General features: G+C 73.4%; 21 protein-coding genes. 13 read left to right on the top strand and 8 right to left on the bottom strand.

Annotated features, from left to right (window positions below):
* Window positions 1-60: 60 nt before the first annotated feature.
* From AES38_RS01740 to AES38_RS01730, 3 genes are read right to left on the bottom strand one after another with little or no spacing between them, the layout of a single operon-like run.
* Window positions 61-771, bottom strand: coding sequence for a DUF3349 domain-containing protein (locus AES38_RS01740; protein WP_053773523.1), 711 nt, complete (start codon window positions 769-771; stop codon window positions 61-63).
* 2 nt (window positions 772-773) lie between these two features.
* Window positions 774-1085: a hypothetical protein gene (locus tag AES38_RS01735; protein ID WP_053773522.1), complete on the bottom strand. Its 312-nt coding sequence runs from the start codon at window positions 1083-1085 to the stop codon at window positions 774-776.
* 11 nt (window positions 1086-1096) lie between these two features.
* Window positions 1097-2314 carry an inorganic phosphate transporter gene (locus tag AES38_RS01730; RefSeq protein WP_053773521.1) on the bottom strand — a complete coding sequence of 406 codons (1218 nt, stop codon included), beginning with the start codon at window positions 2312-2314 and terminating at the stop codon, window positions 1097-1099.
* Window positions 2315-2422: 108 nt separating this feature from the next.
* Between AES38_RS01730 and AES38_RS01725 the strand changes: the two genes are divergently transcribed.
* The 6 genes from AES38_RS01725 to AES38_RS01700 all read left to right on the top strand — a co-directional run bounded on the left by AES38_RS01725 (window position 2423) and on the right by AES38_RS01700 (window position 7027).
* Window positions 2423-2995 carry a GNAT family N-acetyltransferase gene (locus tag AES38_RS01725; RefSeq protein WP_053773520.1) on the top strand — a complete coding sequence of 191 codons (573 nt, stop codon included), beginning with the start codon at window positions 2423-2425 and terminating at the stop codon, window positions 2993-2995.
* A 137-nt stretch (window positions 2996-3132) separates the two neighbouring features.
* Window positions 3133-4554, top strand: a complete 1422-nt coding sequence (locus tag AES38_RS01720) for a DUF6421 family protein (RefSeq protein WP_053775611.1) — start codon at window positions 3133-3135, stop codon at window positions 4552-4554.
* Window positions 4551-5180: an SDR family oxidoreductase gene (locus tag AES38_RS01715; RefSeq protein WP_053773519.1), complete on the top strand. Its 630-nt coding sequence runs from the start codon at window positions 4551-4553 to the stop codon at window positions 5178-5180. The genes AES38_RS01720 and AES38_RS01715 overlap by 4 nt, the downstream gene beginning before the upstream one ends.
* A 90-nt stretch (window positions 5181-5270) precedes the next feature.
* Entirely contained in the window at window positions 5271-6173 is a 903-nt protein-coding gene (locus AES38_RS01710) for a hypothetical protein (protein WP_053773518.1), read from the top strand.
* Between the two features lie 5 nt (window positions 6174-6178).
* The gene (locus AES38_RS01705; RefSeq protein WP_053773517.1) at window positions 6179-6697 is read left to right on the top strand and encodes an AAA family ATPase; all 519 of its coding nucleotides are present in this window, start codon (window positions 6179-6181) and stop codon (window positions 6695-6697) included.
* A gap of 24 nt (window positions 6698-6721) precedes the next feature.
* Window positions 6722-7027: a DUF1905 domain-containing protein gene (locus AES38_RS01700; protein WP_053773516.1), complete on the top strand. Its 306-nt coding sequence runs from the start codon at window positions 6722-6724 to the stop codon at window positions 7025-7027.
* Window positions 7028-7040: 13 nt separating this feature from the next.
* Here AES38_RS01700 and AES38_RS01695 read toward each other — a convergent pair whose 3' ends face one another.
* Window positions 7041-7403: a VOC family protein gene (locus AES38_RS01695; RefSeq protein WP_053773515.1), complete on the bottom strand. Its 363-nt coding sequence runs from the start codon at window positions 7401-7403 to the stop codon at window positions 7041-7043.
* A 166-nt stretch (window positions 7404-7569) separates the two neighbouring features.
* On the opposite strand from AES38_RS01695, the gene AES38_RS01690 reads away from it, so the two are divergent.
* Together AES38_RS01690 and AES38_RS01685 are read left to right on the top strand one after the other, a co-directional pair.
* Window positions 7570-9327, top strand: coding sequence for an MDR family MFS transporter (locus AES38_RS01690; protein ID WP_174775878.1), 1758 nt, complete (start codon window positions 7570-7572; stop codon window positions 9325-9327).
* Window positions 9324-9923 (top strand): MarR family winged helix-turn-helix transcriptional regulator, encoded by a 600-nt coding sequence (locus AES38_RS01685; protein WP_053773514.1) that lies wholly within the window; start codon window positions 9324-9326, stop codon window positions 9921-9923. The genes AES38_RS01690 and AES38_RS01685 overlap by 4 nt, the downstream gene beginning before the upstream one ends.
* Before the next feature lie 17 nt (window positions 9924-9940).
* Here the strand turns inward: AES38_RS01685 and AES38_RS01680 are convergent, their stop codons facing one another.
* Window positions 9941-10492, bottom strand: a complete 552-nt coding sequence (locus AES38_RS01680; RefSeq protein WP_053773513.1) for a MarR family winged helix-turn-helix transcriptional regulator — start codon at window positions 10490-10492, stop codon at window positions 9941-9943.
* A 63-nt stretch (window positions 10493-10555) separates the two neighbouring features.
* Here AES38_RS01680 and AES38_RS01675 point away from each other — a divergent pair, with 63 nt between their 5' ends.
* The 3 genes from AES38_RS01675 to AES38_RS01665 are packed head-to-tail and all read left to right on the top strand — an operon-like array spanning window position 10556 to window position 12419.
* Window positions 10556-11086 carry a phenolic acid decarboxylase gene (locus tag AES38_RS01675; RefSeq protein ID WP_053773512.1) on the top strand — a complete coding sequence of 177 codons (531 nt, stop codon included), beginning with the start codon at window positions 10556-10558 and terminating at the stop codon, window positions 11084-11086.
* Complete coding sequence (locus AES38_RS01670) at window positions 11086-11868, top strand: alpha/beta hydrolase (RefSeq protein WP_053773511.1); 783 nt, start codon at window positions 11086-11088, stop codon at window positions 11866-11868. The genes AES38_RS01675 and AES38_RS01670 overlap by 1 nt, the downstream gene beginning before the upstream one ends.
* Before the next feature lie 32 nt (window positions 11869-11900).
* Window positions 11901-12419 carry a GNAT family N-acetyltransferase gene (locus tag AES38_RS01665; protein WP_053773510.1) on the top strand — a complete coding sequence of 173 codons (519 nt, stop codon included), beginning with the start codon at window positions 11901-11903 and terminating at the stop codon, window positions 12417-12419.
* 16 nt (window positions 12420-12435) lie between these two features.
* Here AES38_RS01665 and AES38_RS01660 read toward each other — a convergent pair whose 3' ends face one another.
* Complete coding sequence (locus AES38_RS01660) at window positions 12436-13098, bottom strand: pentapeptide repeat-containing protein (RefSeq protein WP_053773509.1); 663 nt, start codon at window positions 13096-13098, stop codon at window positions 12436-12438.
* A 211-nt stretch (window positions 13099-13309) separates the two neighbouring features.
* On the opposite strand from AES38_RS01660, the gene AES38_RS01655 reads away from it, so the two are divergent.
* Window positions 13310-14992 carry a carboxypeptidase regulatory-like domain-containing protein gene (locus AES38_RS01655; protein WP_053773508.1) on the top strand — a complete coding sequence of 561 codons (1683 nt, stop codon included), beginning with the start codon at window positions 13310-13312 and terminating at the stop codon, window positions 14990-14992.
* Window positions 14993-14998: 6 nt separating this feature from the next.
* On the opposite strand, the gene AES38_RS01650 is transcribed toward AES38_RS01655, so the two are convergent.
* Complete coding sequence (locus AES38_RS01650) at window positions 14999-17437, bottom strand: phosphoketolase family protein (RefSeq protein ID WP_053773507.1); 2439 nt, start codon at window positions 17435-17437, stop codon at window positions 14999-15001.
* A gap of 228 nt (window positions 17438-17665) precedes the next feature.
* Here AES38_RS01650 and AES38_RS01645 point away from each other — a divergent pair, with 228 nt between their 5' ends.
* On the top strand, window positions 17666-18502 hold the full coding sequence (locus AES38_RS01645; RefSeq protein WP_072174663.1) for a dienelactone hydrolase family protein: 837 nt from the start codon (window positions 17666-17668) through the stop codon (window positions 18500-18502).
* A 78-nt stretch (window positions 18503-18580) separates the two neighbouring features.
* On the opposite strand, the gene AES38_RS01640 is transcribed toward AES38_RS01645, so the two are convergent.
* Window positions 18581-19537, bottom strand: a complete 957-nt coding sequence (locus tag AES38_RS01640; protein WP_053773505.1) for a manganese catalase family protein — start codon at window positions 19535-19537, stop codon at window positions 18581-18583.
* Window positions 19538-19741 lie beyond the last annotated feature (204 nt).

Genomic DNA, 19741 nt, shown 5'->3' with positions numbered 1-19741 from the left:
CCCCTTCGGCTAAGTGCGTTAGCCAGCACGCTAACCCACTTAGCCGACGGAGTCCAGTCGTCAGATGCGGAAGCCCTCCGGCCAGCCGTGCGCCTCGAGGTACGCGCGGACGCGCTCGACGTCCTCGTCGGACGGCATCTCGGAGGTGACGCCCGCGATGGCGTCGGCGACGTCGAGGCGGCTGGCGGGCAGGCCGCCCTCGGCCGCGAGCCGGGCGCTCACCTCCTGCACCTCCTCGTCGCTGAGCCGACGGCGCAGCAGCGCGAGGAGCGGCACGAAGTCCTGCTCCGGGAGGCCGGCCGGGTAGCCGGCGCGGAGCCACGACACGATGCGCGAGACGAGGCCCGTGCGCTCGGTCGCGCGGGCGTCGGCCGCGTCGGGCTCGTGCAGGTCGTCGGGGGATCCCAGCGGCCAGCCCGCCGCCGCGAGCCGGGCCGAGACGCGCACCAGGTCCTCCGGCAGCGCGGGGCCGAGGAGCAGCTCCTCGACGCGCTCGCGGAGCTGGCGGCGGCCGATCTCCTCGCCCGCCGCGTCCGCCGCGGTCGCGTCGTCGACCAGCTGGTCGACCACCTGCTCGAGCTCCTCGGCGGTGAGGCTGCGGCGGAGGATCCCCAGCAGCGGCACGTAGTCCTGGTCCGGCACGCCGGACGGGTAGCCGGCGCGGAGCCAGCCCACCACCCGCTGGACGATGCCGCGGTCCTTCTGGTCGGGGACCCCGACGCCGGTCGCGCCGCGGCCGGGCCCGTCGGCCTCGGGTGCGCTCTCGCCCATCGTCAGCCCTTCGAGGTGAAGGTCGGGATGACGTGCTCGAAGCTCACCGACTGGCCGAAGCCCGTCGCGATGATGAGCGTGAGCCCCGCGACGACCGCGAGCACGACGACCGCGAAGCAGAGCGCGCCGATCGCCTGGAGGACGGGCGCGGGGAGGCCGCGCGCGCCGTCGGACGCGGCGCTGCGGCCGGTCGTGTCGGGGCTGGCGAGCGCGAAGGAGCGGACGCCCACCGCGAAGAGGGCGGGCAGGCCCGCGCCGAGGAGGAGGGCGACGACGGCGACCTGGCCGACCGCGGAGAGGAAGAGGGGGAGCATGGCGGGATCCTTCAGGCGTCGGCGGACTGGCGGGCGGGGCGGGCGGCCGTGTCGTCGGACCACTCGTCGTTCACGTTGTGGGCGCCGACGTCGTCCTTGCGCGAGCGCACGTAGACGGTGATCGCGACGGCGACGAGCACGAGCGTCATGGCGATGCCGCCGGCCGCGCCGCCGACGAGGTGGCCGAGCCACCACATGACCGCGCCGACGAGCGCCGCGGCCGGGAGCGTGATGATCCACGCCACGACCATGCGCAGCGCCACCCTCCAGCGCACCTGCGCGCCGGGGCGGCCGAGGCCGGAGCCGAGGATCGACCCGGTGGCGACGTGCGTGGTGGAGAGCGCGAAGCCGAGGTGGCTGGAGGCGAGGATGACCGCGGCCGACGAGCTCTCGGCCGCCATGCCCTGGTGCGTGTCGATCTCGACGAGGCCCTTGCCGACCGTGCGGATGATCCGCCAGCCGCCGATGTAGGTGCCGAGCGAGATGGCGAGCGCGCAGCTGATCTTGACCCAGAACGGCACGGACCCGGTGTCGGTCCAGCCGCCCGCCGCGATGAGCGCGAGCGTGATGACGCCCATGGTCTTCTGCGCGTCGTTCGTGCCGTGCGCCAGCGAGACGAGCGAGGCGCTGCCGATCTGGCCGATGCGGAAGGTGCGGTCGAGCCCGCGCCCGGCGAGGTTGCCGACGATCCGGAACACCAGCCAGGTGCCCACGGCGGCCACCGCCCCCGCGAGGATCGGCGACATGAGCGCCGGCAGGATCACCTTGCCGACGACGCCGTCGAGCTTGGATCCGTCGCCCGCCCAGTTCACGCCGTTGACGCCGAGACCCGCGAGCGTGGATCCGATGAGGCCGCCGAACAGGGCGTGCGACGAGCTCGACGGCAGGCCGAGGAGCCAGGTGAGGAGGTTCCAGACGATGCCGCCGATGAGGCCGGCCAGCACGATGAGGAGGAGCGCGGATCCGCCGCCCTCCAGGAGCGCGGGGTCGGGCGCGCCCGTCTTGTCCTGGATCTTCACCACCGCGTTCGTGACCGTGAGCGCGACCTCGATGCTGAGGAAGGCGCCCACCAGGTTGAGCACGGCGGAGAGCGTGACCGCGACCTTGGGCTTCAACGCGCCGGTCGCGATGGACGTGGCCATCGCGTTCGCCGTGTCGTGGAAGCCGTTGGTGAAGTCGAAGGCGAGCGCCGTGATGACGACGAGGACGAGCAGTATGAAGGGATCCACGGCGACGAGCTTGCGCCCTGCCGACGTGTCCCCTCTACGGGGGACCGGTGGGTTCACCCGCTGTTCACCCGCACCTGGGGAGAGCGCCGCGACCGGATCGGAGAGACCATGACCCCGCCGCCCCCGCCCCTCGGCGCCGCCGACGTCCGTCTCGTGCCCGTCGACGCGGCCGCCGACGCCGACGACCTCCGGGCGTTCCTCACGTCGAACGCGTTCCCCTTCCACGTGCGGACCCGGCTGACCGTCGCGGACGTCGACGCGCGCATCGCCGACGGCGACTTCGCGGGACCGGAGCACGAGGCGCTGTGGGTGGAGGTCGCGGGATCCGGCCGCGTGGGCCTCGTGGTGCTCGACGACCTCGAGGACCCGGGCGTGCTGTTCGACCTGCGCCTCGCCGAGTCGGCGCGCGGCCGGGGGCTCGGCGTGCCCGTGGTGCGCGCGTTGACGGAGCACGTCTTCCGGGCGCATCCGCACGTGACGCGGTTCGAGGCGCAGACGCGCGACGACAACCGGGCGATGCGCCGCGTGCTCGTGCGCGCGGGCTTCGTGAAGGAGGCGCACTACCGCGACGGCTGGCCCGTCGCGGGCGGCGAGCCGCGCGCGTCGGTCGGCTACGCGGTGCTGCGCCGCGACCACGAGTCGGGGACGACGACCCCGGTGCCGGAGGACGACGAGGCGTAGCCGACGCCGCTCGCGCAGGGAAGCTGCGTGAGCGGCCGGATCCACGCGCGGATCCGGCACGCGGGACACGATCTGACGCCGACCCCGCGGATACGGTGGAGGCACCGCACGCCACCCGCACGATCGGAGGTCGATCCATGTCCAGCGCCGCAGCCCCCGCAGCCGTCATCGGCGAGCCCGAGGTCGTCGAGGACGCGACGCGCGTCGCCTCCTCCCCCGCCTGGCTCGCCCTCAAGGACGCCGCCGTCGCGCTCCAGCCGATGCAGGCGAAGGACGGGTCCGTCCTCGACGCCGCGCACCACGCCGAGGCCGCCCGCCTCATCGCGGTGATCCGCGACTCCGTCCGCACGCTCGCCCCGCTCTTCCCGCACGACGCCGCGTACCTCGCGGCGCTCGACGTGGACTTCGCGCGCTGGGTCGACCAGGGCCTCGGCGTCCCCGACTTCCTCGACTCCCTGACCGCGTTCCAGCCGCAGCGCGACCGCGTCGACGGGATCCGGCACCTCGTCGTCTTCCCGATGACCACGCAGAACGGCAGCGCGAGCCGCCTCGTCGAGGCCGTCCTCATCGAGGTCGTCTGGCCCGAGTTCGTCGCCGAGCTGGAGGCGGGCGACTACGGCAACGCGCTGTTCGTCCCCATCCGCTTCGTCGACTTCACGCCCGGCTACGACACCAATTCCGCGGTGCTGTTCCCCGAGACCGTCGCGATGCGCGAGGTCCCGACCTTCACGTGGGGCGCGATCTTCGCCGACCGCGAGGCCGCCCGCTTCCGCCGCGTGGTGCGCCACGCCGCCGAGGTCACGAAGCTCGAGCTGCCGGAGGACGCGCGGCGCCTGCTGGAGGACCAGCGGCTCGCGGAGGAGACCTTCGTGATGTGGGACCTCATCCACGACCGCACGCACATGCGCGGCGACCTGCCGTTCGACCCGTTCATGATCAAGCAGCGGATGCCGTTCTTCCTCTACTCGATCGAGGAGCTGCGCTGCGACCTCACGGCGTTCCGCGAGGCCGTCCGCATCCAGCGCCGGCTCGCCGCCGTGGATCCCGCCGAGCGCACCCCCGCCGACGACGCGCTGCTCGAGCGCGCCGGGATGGTGCAGCACGCGGTGATCTTCGACCGGATCTTCCGCTTCGCCATCACCGGATCCCGCGTCCGCAACTACGACGGCCTCGGCGGCCAGCTGCTGTTCGCGTGGCTGCACCAGCACCACGTGCTGCACTGGACCGACACGCGCCTCACCATCGACTGGGACGACGTCGCCGACGTGGTCGTCGCGCTCGCCGACCGGGTGAACGACCTCTACTGGCGCTCCATCGACCGGCCGAAGACCGCGCACTGGCTGGCCGCGTACGCGATGGTCACCGAGACGGTCACGCCGCACCCCGCGTCCACCTGGGCGAAGGGGCCGGACGCCCTGCCGCTCGACGGGCCGCCGAAGGGCCTCACCGACCTCGTGCTCGACGACGAGTTCCCGCTCAGCATGTTCTTCGAGGCGCTGGAGAGGAAGATGCGCGACGTCATCGGATCCACCGCCGGGATCACGGGGCAGACGGCGTGAGCGTCGACGGCCGCGTGGTCGTGGTGGCGGGGGCGTCGAGCGCCGCCGGTCGGGCGGTGTGCGCCGAGCTGACGGCCTCCGGGGCGCGCGTCGTCGCGGTCGGCACGGACGCCGGGCGGCTCGACGGCGTCGACGCCTCCCGACGCGAGGTGTGCGACCTCGCCGACCACGCGGCCGTCGTGGAGCTGGCGGCGCGGATCCGGGCCGGGCTCGGCGGCGTCGACGGGCTGATCCACCTGGTCGGCGGCTGGCGCGGCGGCAACGGCCTCGAGGGCCAGACCGACGACGACTGGGACTTCCTGCACGAGCGCCTCGTCACGACGCTCCGCAACACCACGCGCGCGTTCGACGCGGACCTGCAGGCGTCCGACGCGGGCCGCCTCGCGATCGTCTCCTCCACCGCCGTGCAGCGCCCCTACCCGGGCGGCGCGAACTACTCGACCGCGAAGATCGCCGCCGAGACGTGGGTGCGCGCGGTCGACCGCGGGTTCTCCAAGGCCGGCTCCCCCGCCCGCACGACGATCTTCGTGGTCAAGGCGCTCGGCGGCCTCGAGCGCGCGCTCGCCCGTCGCGTCGTCGGGCTCTGGACGTCGGTGCCGCCGGAGCGCGACCTCATCGAGGGCTGATCCGTCGCCCCGATAGCACATCGAGGCCGCCCCGGAGAGGGCACGTCGCCGGCCGCCGCGCCCGGCGATCCCCGGGGTACGGTCGCTTCCGTGACCACCCACCCGAGGACAGCCGAGCACGACGCCTTCGGCCCGTGGATCGACACCGTCCGCACGATCGACGAGGTGCCCCGGCTCTTCCGGCCGCACGGCGTCGACCCGTTCGCCGCGCGCCTCGTGCTCAAGGTGCCGCGCGACATCCCGCGGCGCGACACCGACCCGAGCATGGACCTGTACGAGCACCTCATCGTGCTCGGCGGCCGCGAGCTGGAGGTGCTGTCGCGCGACGGATCCGGCTACCGCGTCCGGCGCATCCCCTTCGCCGACCTGGTGGCCGTGCGCGACCGCGTCGACCTGCTCGACGGCCTGCTCACGCTGCACGCGGCCGACGGCGACGAGCTCCGGATCCCGTTCAACGGCGCGTCCGCGGACGTGGTGGTCGACCTGACCGAGCTGCTGGTGGCGCTCGCGGGCGAGGCCGGCGGGATCCCCGACGGGACGCCCGCGCGCGCCGAGCGCGTCGCGCCGCGCATCGACCTCGGCACGGACGAGGCCGGGGTGGCGTCGGCGTACTTCGACCTCGCCGTGCGGGATCCGCGGCTGCGCTACCTCTCCTCGCGCCCGCGCACGCCGCTCGTCCCCACGGCCACGGGCGCCGCCGGCCTGCTGCGCCGCCTCCGGCCGATGAGCCTCGCCGGCGCCGTCGCCGCCTGCACGCCCCGCGAGCTGCTGATCCTCACGCGCCGCGACCCGGTGCTCCGCCGCCGCACCGCCACGCTCTCCATCGACCGGCTCCGGATCCTCCGCCATGCCATCTCCTCCACCACCGCGGAGCCGCATGCGCGCTGGGTCGGCATGTCGACCGTGACGATCCGGGCCGGCGCCGCGTCCTTCGAGCTCGTCGCGGCCTCCGCGGACGAGCTCGAGTGCGACCTCGTCACGGGCGGCAGCTGAGGCCGATGACCGACGCCGTGATCCTCACCGGCACCGTCGGCGCGGGCAAGACCACGACGATGCACGCGCTCGGCGCGCTCCTCGGCGAGCGCGACGTGCCGCACGCGCTGGTCGACGGGGACGCCGTGCGGCTCCTCCATCCGGCACCGGCCGACGACCCGTTCCAGCAGGAGCTCGAGCTCCGGAACCTCCGCGCCCTGGCCCGCACCTACCGCGAGGCGGGCGCCCGGGTGGTGCTCGTGGCGACCGTGGTCGAGCGGTCGGCCGACCTGCCGCGCTACGCCGAGGCGCTCGGCTCCCGCGCCCCGCTCGTCGTGCGGCTCTCCGTGGATCCCGACGCCGTGCGGGCGCGGCTCGACGCCCGCCACAGCGGCGACGCCGCGGCCCTCGCGTGGCACCGCGCCCGCGCGCCCGAGCTCGCCGCGATCATCGACGCCGCGGGCCTCGGCGGCCTCGCGATCGACACCACGTCCCGCACCCCGGCCGAGGTCGCGACGCTCGTCGCCGACCGGGCCGGATGGTGAGCGCGCGCCCGTAGGGTCGTCAGGATGACCGACGACCTCCCCCTCGACTTCACCGCGCCGCTCTGGACGTGGGAGGCCCGGCGCGAGCTCTGGACCTTCGTATCGCTGCCCGTCGAGCTCACCCCGATGCTCCGGGAGCTCGGCCAGGCCGGGCGCCGCGGCTTCGGATCCGTGCCGGTGCGCGTCCGCGTCGGGGCCACGACCTGGCGCACGTCCGTGTTCCCGCAGGGCGACGGCACGTGGATCCTGCCGGTCAAGCGCGCGGTGCGCGACGCGCAGGGGCTCGAGGTCGGCGACGACGTGCACGTCGACCTCGAGCCCCTGCCATGAGCGCTCCGCGCGGCTAGCCGCCCGTGGGCGGCGTGTAGAGCTGCAGGTCGTTCCCCTCGCTGTCCTGGAACGGGAGGATGCGGCCCCACTCGTGGTCGCTGATCTCGCCCGTGATCTCAGCGCCGCCGCGGGCCGCGATCTTCGCGAGCTCGTCCTCGATGGAGCCCTCGGGCTGGAACGAGATGACCGCCCCGCCGCCCTTCGAGCCGCTCGTCTCCTCGCGCGCGTTCAGCCCGATCATCAGGCCGTCCGCGTCGATCTCGCTCCAGTCCGCGTCCTCGCTCGTGACCGTGAGCCCGAGCGTGTCGCGGTAGAACGCGACCGCGCGCGTCATGTCCTGCACGGGCAGCCAGACCGTCGCCACCGAATCGACCATGGGGTTCCTCCTCGTCTCCGGGCCGGTCGATCGACCGGCTCTCCCTCCCGGTCTACTCCCGCGGCGGCGCGACCTCGGCCGAGCGGAGCGGATCCCCGGGATCGAGATGGTTGACAACAGTCCACCACCGGCATATGGTTGCCCGTAGTCAACTATCCGGAGGAACATGTCCCAGCACCACCCGGCCGCCGCCGCCCCGGCGAAGGCCCCCCGCCGCACCGTCTCCCCCGACGGATCCATGTCGAAGCGCCAGGTCCTCGAGTCGCTCTCGGGCCTCCTGCTCGGCATGTTCGTCTCGATCCTCGCGGGCACCGTCGTCTCGACGTCGCTGCCGATCATCATCAGCGACCTCAAGGGCGACCAGTCCGGCTACACCTGGGTCGTCACCGCGACGCTCCTCGCCACCACGGTGAGCACGCCGCTCTGGGGCAAGTTCGCCGACCTCTTCAACCGCAAGCTGCTCATCCAGCTCGCCCTCGGCACCTTCGTGCTGGGATCCGCGCTCGCCGGCTTCTCGCAGAACACCGAGACGCTCATCGTCTTCCGCGTGCTCCAGGGCCTCGGCGCCGGCGGCCTCGCGGCGCTGAGCCAGATCATCATGGCCGACATCATCAGCCCCCGTGACCGCGGCCGCTACGCCGGCCTCTTCGGCGCCGTCATGGCCGTCGGCACCGTCGGCGGCCCGCTCCTCGGCGGCGTCGTGACGGACGCGTTCGGCTGGCGCTGGAACTTCTTCATCGCGCTGCCGATCGCCATCGTCGCGATCATCCTGCTGCAGGTCACCCTCCACCTGCCCGCGCACCCGAAGCGCAAGGTGCACGTCGACTACCTCGGCGCGGTCTTCATCGCGAGCGGCGTCTCGCTCCTGCTCATCTGGGTCTCGCAGGCCGGCAAGCAGTTCGAGTGGGCCTCCGGCACGTCCTACCTCATGGCGGGCGGCGCGGTCGTGCTGCTGATCGCCGCGGTCGTCACCGAGCTCAAGGTCGCCGAGCCGATCATCCCGCTCACCATGTTCCGCAACCGCACCTTCACGCTCTCGGTCGTCGCGAGCCTCGCGGTCGGCATCTCGCTGTTCGGCACCTCGGTGTTCCTCGCGCAGTACATGCAGCTGTCGCGCGGCGCCACGCCGACCCAGTCGGGCCTGCTCACCATCCCGCTCATGGCGGGCCTGCTGATCTCCTCGACCGTCTTCGGCAACCTGATCAGCCGTCGCGGCAAGTGGAAGACGATCATGATCTCGGGCGCCGTGCTCATCGTCGCCGGCACCGGGCTGCTCTCCACGCTCCGGTACGACACCGACTTCGTGCTCGTGGGCATCTACATGTTCGTGCTCGGCGCGGGCCTCGGCATGCTCATGCAGAACCTCGTGCTCGTCGTGCAGAACGCCATCGAGGTCAAGAACCTCGGCGTCGCCACCAGCGCGGTCACGTTCTTCCGCAGCCTCGGCGGCACGGTCGGCGTCTCGGTGCTGGGCTCCATCCTCGGCACGATCATCGCGTCGGAGATCACCGCGGGCATCATGAAGCTGGCCCCCGCCGACCAGGCCGTCGCCGCGCAGGCGCTCGGCTCCGGCGTGATCCCGCAGGTCAACTCGCTCACCCCGGCGGTCCGCACCGTCGTCGAGAGCGCGTACGGCGTGGGCATCGGCGACGTGTTCCTCTACAGCGTGCCGCTCGCGATCGTGTCGCTCGTCGCCGTGATCTTCCTGCCCAACGCGCAGCTCGGCAGCAAGAACGCCGTGCAGCTGAAGAGCGACAAGGCCGCCGCGGCCGACGGCCGGGACGTGCACCGCACCGACGCCGAGGACGCCCTCATCGGCGCCTCCGCCGGAGCCGTCGCGCTGACCCCCGCCGGCGAGGCGAACCCGACCGGATCCATCCGGCTCCCCGAGTCCGAGGACGCCGGGGTCGACGCCCGCCGATGACGGACGAGGAGCGCTCCACCGGGGGCGACGCCGCGGGTGACGCCCCCGGCGTCGCCGACGGGATCGCCGCCGGCATCGCCGAGGTGGAGGAGCAGATGACCGCCCTCGCCGGGCGGATCCGGGCGACGACCCGGGAGGCCGCCGCGGCGATCCACCCGGAGCTCCCGCCCATCGGCTACAAGATGCTCCGCGTGATCCGCCGCTGCGGCAGCGCCCACGCGAGCGCCGTCGCCGACCAGCTCGGCGTCGACCGCAGCGTCGTCAGCCGCCAGCTGCGACAGCTCCAGGAGCTGGGGCTCGTCGAGGTGCGGACCGACGCGCAGGACGGCCGGGTGCGCGTGGTCGCGCTCACGGCGACGGGCCGCGCGGGCGTCGAGGCCGACGACGCGCAGGGCGGCAGCCGCCTGATCCGCGGGCTCGGCCACTGGAGCCGCGCCGACCTCGCCGCGTTCGCCGGCTACCTCGCGCGGCTCAACGCCGGCGGGGACGCGCAGCCGGTGGGAGCGGACGGCGACGCGGCCCACGGGTGCGGGGTCGCGGACCGCGCATCCGCGGAGGACACCGCCGTGGATCACGAACCCGCTCGCGCAGGCTGAGCGGGCCGCTCAGGACATCACGACGCGCCGTCGGGCGGGGACGAGCTCCCCGACCGTCGGCGCGTCGTCGCGTCCGCGGGCGCATCGGCGGCCGTCGCCGGCACCGGCGTGCCGCCGATGGCCGCATGCAGGGCCTCGAGCGCCGGCAGCGCGCGGGCGATGTCGCGGCGCTCCTCGGCCGTGAGCCGGCGGAGGGCGCCCACGAGCACACCCTCGGCCGAGCGGTCGAAGGTGCGGAGCAGATCCCGCGCGCGATCCGTGAGCCCCACCTCGGTGCTGCGCCCGTCGCCCTTCACGAGGCGCCGGTCCACGAGCCCGTCGCGCTCCATGGCGAGGACGAGGTTGCTGACGGTCGAGCGCGCGAGCCCGAGCGAGCGGCCGAGGCCCGTGGGCGTGGCCCAGCCGATGGTCTCGAGCCGGCGGAGCACCTCCACCTGCGCGTCGGGGAGGTCAGGCAGGTCGGCCGCGCTCCGCGACGCGTTCATCAGGCGGCGGCGGAAGGGCCCGAGCTCCGAGCCCAGGCGCCGGGCGACGGCCCGCAGCTCCTGGTCGGACGCGTCGGCGGGCATGCACCGAGGATACCCAGGAAACTGCGCTTGTGACAAACGCATTCCGGTGTCAGGATCGTCGTCATGGACAACATCACCACGAGCGTCGAGCACCCCGTGCCCGCTCAGGACCTCAGCCCCCTCGTCGGACACCGCCTCATCTACACGTACGCCAACGGCTGGCAGTACGAGATGTACGTGAAGAACGCCACGACCATCGACTACCGGATCCACTCCGGCATGGTCGGCGGCCGCTGGGTCAAGGACCAGACGGTCGACCTCGTCGCCCTCGCCGACGGCGTCTTCAAGGTCTCGTGGAACGAGCCCACCGGCACGAGCGTCGTCGTCAACATCGTCCCGGCCGCCCGCGTGCTGCACGGCACGATCTTCTTCCCGCGCTGGGTGGAGGAGGACGGCTCCAAGACGGTGCTCTTCCAGAACGACCACCTCGAGCGGATGCGCGCCTACCGCGACGAGGGCCCGACGTACCCCATCTACGTGGTGCCGGAGTTCGCGCACATCACCCTGTACGAGTTCGTGGGCGAGGACGACGAGACCGTCGTCGACACCGCTCCCGCCGACCTCCCGGCCGGGTTCGCCGACCGCCGCGGCTGATGCGAGCGGCCGGAACGCCGCGCGTCGCCCCGCTCGCCCTCGACCACGGCGGGCGCACGCTCCGCGGGTGGGAGCACGGGACGGTGCGTCACGGATCCCCCGCCGCGCTCCTCGTGCACGGCTTCAGCGACTCGGGCACCGGCGGCCATGGACTGTGGGTGCCGGTCGCCCGGGCGCTGGCCGCGTCGGGCACGGCGGCGCGCGCGTACGACCGGCTCGGGCACGGCGTGAGCGACGGCGACTTCGCCGACGTGCGCCTGCTCGACGAGGTCGACCAGGTGTCCGCGATGATCCGCGCCCTCGCGCGGGACGCGGGCGGACCCGTGCACGTGGTCGCCCACAGCCTCGGCGGCGTCGAGTCGGCGCTGGCCGCGGCCCGCGCGCCGGAGCTCGTCGCGAGCCTCACGCTGTGGTCGCCGGCCGGCGTGGTCGTGGACGACATCACGGAGCACGGTCGCGTGATGAGCGTGCCGCTCCAGGCGGCCCGCGAGCGCGGCGTCGTCGACGTCGCCGGCATGGGCCTCGGCCTCGGCTTCGCGGACGAGGTGCTGGCGGGCATCGACGTCTACGGGCCCGTGTCCGCGTACCCCGGCCCGGTCGACGTGCTGCACGGCACGGCCGACGAGATCGTTCCCGTCGCCTACGGCGCCAGGTACGGCGAGCTCCTGCCGGGAGCGACGTTCACGCCCGTCGAGGGCGCGGATCACGGCTGGTCGTCGGTGGAGCTGCGCCGGATGCTGATCGAGCGGCTGCTCGCGCACGTGGCGCGGGCGTCGGCCTAGCCCGGACGGCGCGCGGCGGGGAGGATGGGGGCGTGCTCGCACCCCTCGTCCTCCCCGTCGCGCTCGCCGCGCGCGTCGACGGCGCGATCCTCCGCCGCGCGACGCCCGCCGAGCTCGACCCGCTCATGGCCCTGCTCGCCGACGACCCGGTGAGCACCTCGCGCGGCGACCGGGCGGATCCCGCCGACCGGGACCTCTACCTCGCCGCGCTCGAGCGCATCGTCGCCGACCCCGCGAACGAGCTGCTCGTCGCGACCGATGCCGACGGCGCCCTCGTCGGCACGCTGCAGCTGACCCTGATCCCCGGCATGGCCCGCCGCGGCAGCTCCCGCCTCCAGGTCGAGGCCGTACGGGTGCGGAGCGATCTGCGCTCCTCCGGCATCGGCGGCGCCATGATGCGCTGGGTCGCCGACGCCGCCGCGCCCGCCCTCGGCGCCGAGCTCGTGCAGCTCACGTCGGACGCCGGCCGCGTCGACGCCCACCGCTTCTACGAGCGGCTCGGGTACGCGCGCTCGCACGTGGGGTTCAAGCTGCGCATCCCCGACGCCTGACCCCCCGGTCCCCGCGTCAGTCCTCCACGCGCACGCGGAAGTGCCGCGCGAAGACCGGGCCGAGCGCCATGAGCTGGGTCGAGTCGAGCACGGCGCCGCGGAGGCCGTCCGGGGTGTCGAGGTCGTGGATCTCGGCGCCGCGGAGATCGAGGTGCGTGAGGCTCGAGTCGGCCAGGTCGAGCGTGCCGATGGTGGTGCGCGCGAAGGCGATGCGCATGCCGGACGTGCCGCGGAGGTCCAGCTCCTCGATGGCGCAGTCGGTGATGAGCAGGTCGGTGACCTTCGAGCCGCGCAGGTTCACGAAGCCGAGGCGGCAGTCGACGATGTGCACCGAGGAGAGCGACGCGTCGTAGAGCTCGGCGGATCCGACGCGCGAGCCCTCGAGGCGCACGTCGCGCATCCGGATCCGGGGCGCCTTCAGCACGGGCGCGTCGAGGCGGGAGGCGAGCACGTCCACGAGGCTCGCGGCCGTGAGGTCGGCCTCGTGCAGGCGGATCCGCTCGAGCGCGCACTCCTCGAACCCGATGTCGACGAGGTCGGCGTCCGAGAGGTCGGCGTCGGCGAAGCGCAGCCGCTCGAAGGACGCGTGCGCGTCGAGGTCGGACGGGTCGCCGTCGGCCAGCCCCTCGAGCCGCGGGTCGCTGATCCGGGGCGGGAGGATGCGGGTGGATGCGGCCATGCGGAGCCTCCGGGTGCGGGTCGGGATCCCGTCGGCGGACGGTGCTCCCACCGTACGGGAGACCCCGCCGGTCGCCGTCGGCGCGAGCATCGGCCGGCGTGCACCGGGCGCCGGCACCGCATCCGGCCCGAACCGGGTACCTGACAGGCACGCGGAGCACGCGGTAGGCATGACCCGCGCCGCACGGACGCGGCTCGGGACCAGGAGCACCATGCCACTCGCACGTCGTCGGGCCCTCGTCGGCCTCGTCTCGCTGGCCCTCGTGGCCTCCGCCCAGGCGGGGCTCGCCGCGGGCGCCTCCGCCGCCACGACCACCCGGATGAGCGCGCCCACCGCGGCGGTCGCCCTCGGCACCATCACCTCCTCCGTCCCCACCATCACGGGCGACGTGAAGGTGGGCAGCGTGCTCACCGCACGCCCCGGCGCGTGGAGCACGGCGCTGTTCGACTACGTCTGGTTCGCGGACGACGTCCGCATCCCCGGCGCCACGGGCTGGACGTACTCGCCCGTGGCCGCGGACGTCGGCACGCGCCTCACCGTCACGGTCACCGGCCGGGACGTCGGCTACGCGCCCGCCTCCCGCACGAGCGGCCGCACGCCCGCGGTCGTGGCCGCGACCGCCGAGCCGCCGGCCCGGGCCACCGGCACCGTGGTCGGATCCGTGCACCTCGACTCCGTCGCCCCCGGGAACCTGATCGAGTCCGGTGACGTGAGCGCGTGGCGCACGGGCACGGGCACGGGCACGGACGAGTCCGAGCTGGACCCGATCGTCGACGGGCGGTTCCGCATCGACGGCGTCCTGCCCGGCGAGTACCGGCTGTCCGCCTCCGTGACCGTCGACGGCGTCGACATCCGCCAGTACTACGGCGAGGTCGACGGCGTCGTGGGCGGCCGCACGTTCACCGTCGAGGCCGACGGCACCGTCCGCCTCGACGTGGTCCTCAAGCGCACCGCCACGATCAGCGGCTCGGCCGTACTGGGCGACGGCACGCCGGCCCGCGGATCCACCGTCGAGGCGTACCGCGTCCGCGGCGGCCTCGCGGGGTCCACCCTGACGGACGACGCCGGGCGCTTCTCGCTCGCGGGGCTCCTGCCGGGTCAGTACGAGGTCCGGATCAGCGCGCCCTTCGCCAACCCGCAGGGCTTCATCGGCGAGTGGTACGGCGACACCGACGAGCGGGACCGGGCGACGCGCATCACCGTCGGCTGGGGCCAGGAGGTCACCGGGATCGACGCCGAGCTGACCCTCGGCAGCCGACTGACGGGCGTCGTCCGCGCACCCGACGACTCCCCGTACCGCGGGGCGCACGTGAGCCTGGTGCCCGAGGCCGCGGCCCTGCTCGGCGCGGACCCGGGCACCGGCCGACCGGTCGGCACGGACGACTCCGGGCGCTTCTCGCACGCGACCATCACGCCGGGCCGGTACTACGTCCACGTCAGCACCACGCGGGACTCGGCCCCGTCGTACGCCGACCAGTGGGTCGGCGGCACGGGGAGCCTCGCGACGGCGACGGTGCTCACCGCCCGCCGCGGCGTCGACCTGCCGGCCGTCGACGTGCGGCTCGCCGTGACCGCGTCCGTCACCGCCACCCTCACGGGCACGCCCGCCCTCGGCACGATGGACGGCGTCGAGGTGGAGCTCCTCCGGGACGGCGTCGTGCGGCACCGGGCGTTCGTCCTCGGCGGCAGCACGGGCTTCATGGCGTCGGTGGATCCCGGCACGTACCGCGTGCGCGTCACCTCGCAGAAGGACTACGTGGACACCGTCCGCTGGTGGGACCGCGGCACGGGCGCGGACCGCTCCGAGCTGGTCGTGAGGGCGGGCAGGGACTCCCGGATCGCCGTGACGTGGGCGCCGGCCGCCGCGACGGCTCGGGCGGGCCAGCCCGGCTGATCCCTCCTACGCGTTGTCGTCCCCCGTGTCGATCGCCGTCTGCCGGTTCGGGTCCGCGAACGGCAGCCCCTCGGCGCCCGACACGTCGGCCATGTCCTCGCCGAACTGGCGCGTGTGCACGCGGTGCGCGACGCGCTCGTCGTCCATCCGCTGCGAGAGGCCCGCGTAGGCGGTCTCGAGCGCGGGCACGCGGCGGATCACGTCCATCACCAGCCGGAACCGGTCGAGGTCGTTGAGCATGAGCATGTCGAACGGGGTGGTCGTGCCGCCCTGCTCGACGAACCCGCGCACGTGCATGTTCTCGTGGTTGTGGCGCTTGTAGGTGAGGCGGTGGATCAGCGACGGGTAGCCGTGGAACGCGAAGACCACGGGCTTGTCGCGCGTGAACAGCGCGTCGAAGGATCCGTCGTCGAGCCCGTGCGGGTGCTGCGTCGAGTCCTGCAGCCGCATCAGGTCGACCACGTTGATGAAGCGCACGCGCAGCTGCGGGATCTCCTCCTTGAGGATCTGCACCGCCGCCATCGCCTCCACGGTCGGGATGTCGCCCGCGCACGCGACCACCACGTCGGGTTCGAGCCCCGGCACCTCGGTGCCCGCCCACTCCCACACGCCGACGCCGCGCGCGCCGTGCGCCCGCGCCTCCTCGAGCGACAGCAGGCTCGCGGTCGGCTGCTTGCCGGCGATGACCACGTTGATGAGATCCGTGCCGCGGAGGCAGTGGTCCATCGTCACGAGCAGCGAGTTCGCGTCGAACGGCAGGTACACCCGTACGATCTCGGCGCGCTTGTTCACGACGTGGTCGAGGAAGCCGGGGTCCTGGTGCGAGAACCCGTTGTGGTCCTGCCGCCACACGTGCGAGGAGAGGAGGTACGTGAACGACGCGACCGGCCGCCGCCACTCCACCTTCGAGCTCGACTCGAGCCACTTCGCGTACTGGTTGAACATCGAGTCGACGATGTGGATGAACGCCTCGTAGGAGGTGAAGAGCCCGTGCCGCCCGGTGAGCAGGTACGCCTCGAGCAGCCCCTGCGTGAGGTTCTCGTTGAGGATCTCGATGACCCGGCCCTCGTGCGCGAGGTGCTCGTCGACCGGTGTCACCTCGCCCTGCCAGGCCTTGGCCGTCACCTCGTACACGTCGTCGAGCCGGTTGCTGGCGGTCTCGTCGGGGCCGAAGATCCGGAAGTCGAGCGGGTTGCGGGCGATCACGTCGCGCAGCCAGCCGCCGAGCACGCGGGTCGGCTCGGCGATCACGCCGCGGCCGTCGCTGAGGTCCACCGCGTTCACCTCGAGCGGCGGCAGAGCGAGGTCGCGGCGCAGCAGGCCGCCGTTCGCGTTCGGGTTGGCGCTCATCCGGCGGTCGCCCGCGGGCCGGTTGGGCTGGAGCGCGGGCGTGAGGCGGCCGTCGCGGTCGAACAGCTCGTGCGGGCGGTAGCTCTCGAGCCACTCCTGCAGCTGGCGGAGGTGGTCCTCGTCGTCGCGGACGCCGGAGAGCGGCACCTGGTGCGCGCGCCACGTGCCCTCGACCTGCTTGCCGTCGACCTCGCGCGGTCCCGTCCAGCCCTTCGGCGTGCGGAGGATCAGCATGGGCCAGGCGGGGCGCTCCTCGCTGCCGCCCGTGCGGGCCGCCAGCTGGATCCGGCTGATCTCGTCGAGCGCGTCGGCCAGCGCGGTCGCGAAGCGCTCGTGCACCGCGAAGTGGTCCTCGCCGTCGAAGCCGCCCGAGACGATCCGCGGGGAGTAGCCGTAGCCCGTGAACAGCGCGAGCAGCTCCTCCTCGGGGATGCGGGCGAGCACCGTGGGGTTCGCGATCTTCCAGCCGTTGAGGTTGAGGATCGGCAGCACCGCGCCGTCCGACTCGGGGTTGAGGAACTTGTCGAGGTGCCAGCTGGAGGCGAGGGTCGCGGTCTCGGCCTCGCCGTCGCCGATCACGCACGCGACCACGAGGTCGGGGTTGTCGAGCGCCGCGCCGTACGCGTGCACGAGGGAGTAGCCGAGCTCGCCGCCCTCGTTGATGGATCCGGGCGTCTCCGGTGCCGCATGCGACGGCACGCCGCCCGGGAACGAGAACTGGCGGAACAGGTGCCGGAGCCCCTCGCGGTCGGGCGTCGCCGCCGAGAACAGCTCCGAGTAGGTGCCGTCGAGGTACGCGTTCGCGACCATGCCGGGGCCGCCGTGGCCGGGGCCGGCGATGTAGATCATGTCGAGGTCGCGCTCGATGATCACGCGGTTGAGGTGCGCGTAGACGAAGTTGAGCAGCGGCGTCGTGCCCCAGTGCCCGAGGAGGCGCGGCTTGATGTCGTCGCGCGTGAGCGGGCGCTCGAGCAGCGGGTCGTCCAGCAGGTAGATCTGCCCGACGGAGAGGTAGTTGGCGGCACGCCACCAGCCGTCGACGACGTCGAGGTAGAGGGGCGCGGCGGGGTCGCGGGGTGCGGTGTCGGAGGCCATGAGTCAGCCTACGGCGGGGGCTCCGCGGGTGACCCGGCTGGGCCGGATCCGATCAGGAGGCTCGCAGGAGCCGTCGGCGGATCCGCTCGACCGTCAGCGAGGCGGGCGCGATCCTCCCCCGCCACAGCCGCTGAGGAGGATCGGCCCGCCCGACGCCGTGGACCCCCTACGGTCTCCTCGATCCGAACGGGAAGGACCGCGCGGACGACCGAGATGCCCGGAGGCACCGTGACCCCCCTGCTCCCCCGACTCCGCACCCGCTCCACCGCCCTCACCAGCGCCTTCGTCCTGGCCGTCGCCTGCGCCGCGGCGCTCGCGGGCCCCGTCACCGCCCACGCCGACGACGCGGGGAAGGTCGATGAGATCACCGTCCCGCGCAACGACGTGTCCGGCTTCGGCGGAGGCACGGTCTTCGCCCCGGAGGTGACCGCCGGCACGAAGCTCGGCGCCGTCATCGTCACCCCCGGCTACAGCGACACCCAGGCCGACATGCGCTGGTACGGCACCGACCTCGCCGCCGCCGGCTTCGTCGTGTTCACCATCGACACCCTCCACACGCAGGACCGCCCGCAGGCCCGGGCGGACGAGATGCTCGCGGCCTCCGACTACCTCACCGGATCGAGCGCCGTGGCCGACGAGGTCGACCCGGACCGCGTCGCCGTCCTCGGCTACTCCTTCGGAGGCGGCGGCGCCCTGGCCGCAGCCGAGGCGCGGCACTCCCTGAGGGCCGCGATCGCCCTGATGCCCTTCGACGTGCGCGTCTCGTACCGGGCGGACACCACGCCGTCGCTCATCATCACCGGCCAGTCCGACCACGTCGCGTTCCCCTTCCTCATGGGCAAGCGCATGTACCGGTCCCTCCCGGCCTCCACGCCGCGGCAGTACCTCGAGCTCCGGGGCGTCGGGCACGCCGGCGGGGAGCGGACCCCGAACGACACCATCCGCGACGCCGTCATCACGTTCCTCGACCGCTACCTCGACGACGACGACTCGGCGACCGCGCGCATCTGCCCGGCGCCCGCAGCCACCGGCCCCATCAGCGCGTCGATGAGCTACTGCGGCTGACGCCGACTCCGCCCCGCACGACGACGGCGCCGCCTCCCGCGAGGGAGGCGGCGCCGTCGTCATGACGCGGGAGGCGGATCAGGCCTTCGTCGTCGGCCCGTAGAACGCCTCGATGTCGGCGAGCTCGCGCTCGGCCGTCTCCTGCACGAGGGCCAGGAGGTCCTTGTCGAGACCCGGCGCGAACTCCTCGAGCCGCTCCGGGGCGATGGAGGAGGGGAAGCCCTCGGGCGCCTGCTCGGTCGCGGTGAGGTCGGTGCCGTCGTTCGAGGGCGACGCGCCCTGGAAGATCCGGCCGGCCTCGCTCTTGCCGTCGAGGTCGAAGCTGTACTGCTTGCTCTGGAGGCCGAGGTCCACGAGCTTCTTCACCTCGGGGAACTGCTCCGCGTTGGTCTTCGGGATCGGCAGGAGCTTGCCCCAGTCGACGCCGAGCGTCTCGAGCGCCTTCGCGTACGCGTTCTCGTGCGCCTGGTCGCGGACGATGAGGTACGCGATGGTCGCGCGGGCGACCGGGTTGTCGGTCATCTCGTAGATGCGGCACTTCTGCAGGCGGCCGGTCGACTCGAGCATGACGTTGTAGAGCAGGTCGAGCGGGAGGTTGCCCGAGTTGTAGACGTAGCTGCCGCTCCACGGGTTGCCCGCGGAGTCGACGGGCAGCGCGCCCTGGGCGCCCACGAGGTAGTGGTGGATGTTGCTCGTGTCGAGCGCGATGTTGAGGGGCGTCTTGCCGCCGGCGCCGGGGGTATCCAGCGGGTCGGTGAGCTTGCCGGTGTACTCGGGCGAGCCGTCGAGCAGGCGCGAGATGGTGGTGCCGATGAGCTCGACGTGGCTGATCTCCTCGGTGCCGACGCCCTGGATCAGGTCGCGGTACGGCTTCGCCGACGCCCCGCGGAAGTTCATCGCCTGGAAGAGGTACTGCATCATCGTGCGCATCTCGCCGAACTGGCCGCCGAGGCCCTCCTGCAGCGCGTTGGCGGCGGCGGGGTCGGGCTCGCCGTCGGCGATCTCGTTGATCCAGGTCTGTGCGTGGAAGTACATAGGTGCTCCTATTTCTTCGTGCAGCGAAACCGCCGCTCCTCCACCCTGCTCCGCGTCGCGTGAGGGGGCGCGACGCACGGAGGGGGTTGCCAGGGTCGGGCCGATCGGCGAGGGCATCGCAGTGTCCGGCGCGGCGGCCGACGGGCTTGCAGGTGACGCGGCGTCATGTGATCCAGTGGGATCACACGCCACGACGAGGAAGGT

It is taken from the genome of Clavibacter capsici (assembly GCF_001280205.1).
Lineage (GTDB): Bacteria > Actinomycetota > Actinomycetes > Actinomycetales > Microbacteriaceae > Clavibacter > Clavibacter capsici.
The sequence above is the reverse complement of the archived record's forward strand: the minus strand, read 5'-3'. Positions and strand labels throughout refer to the sequence as shown.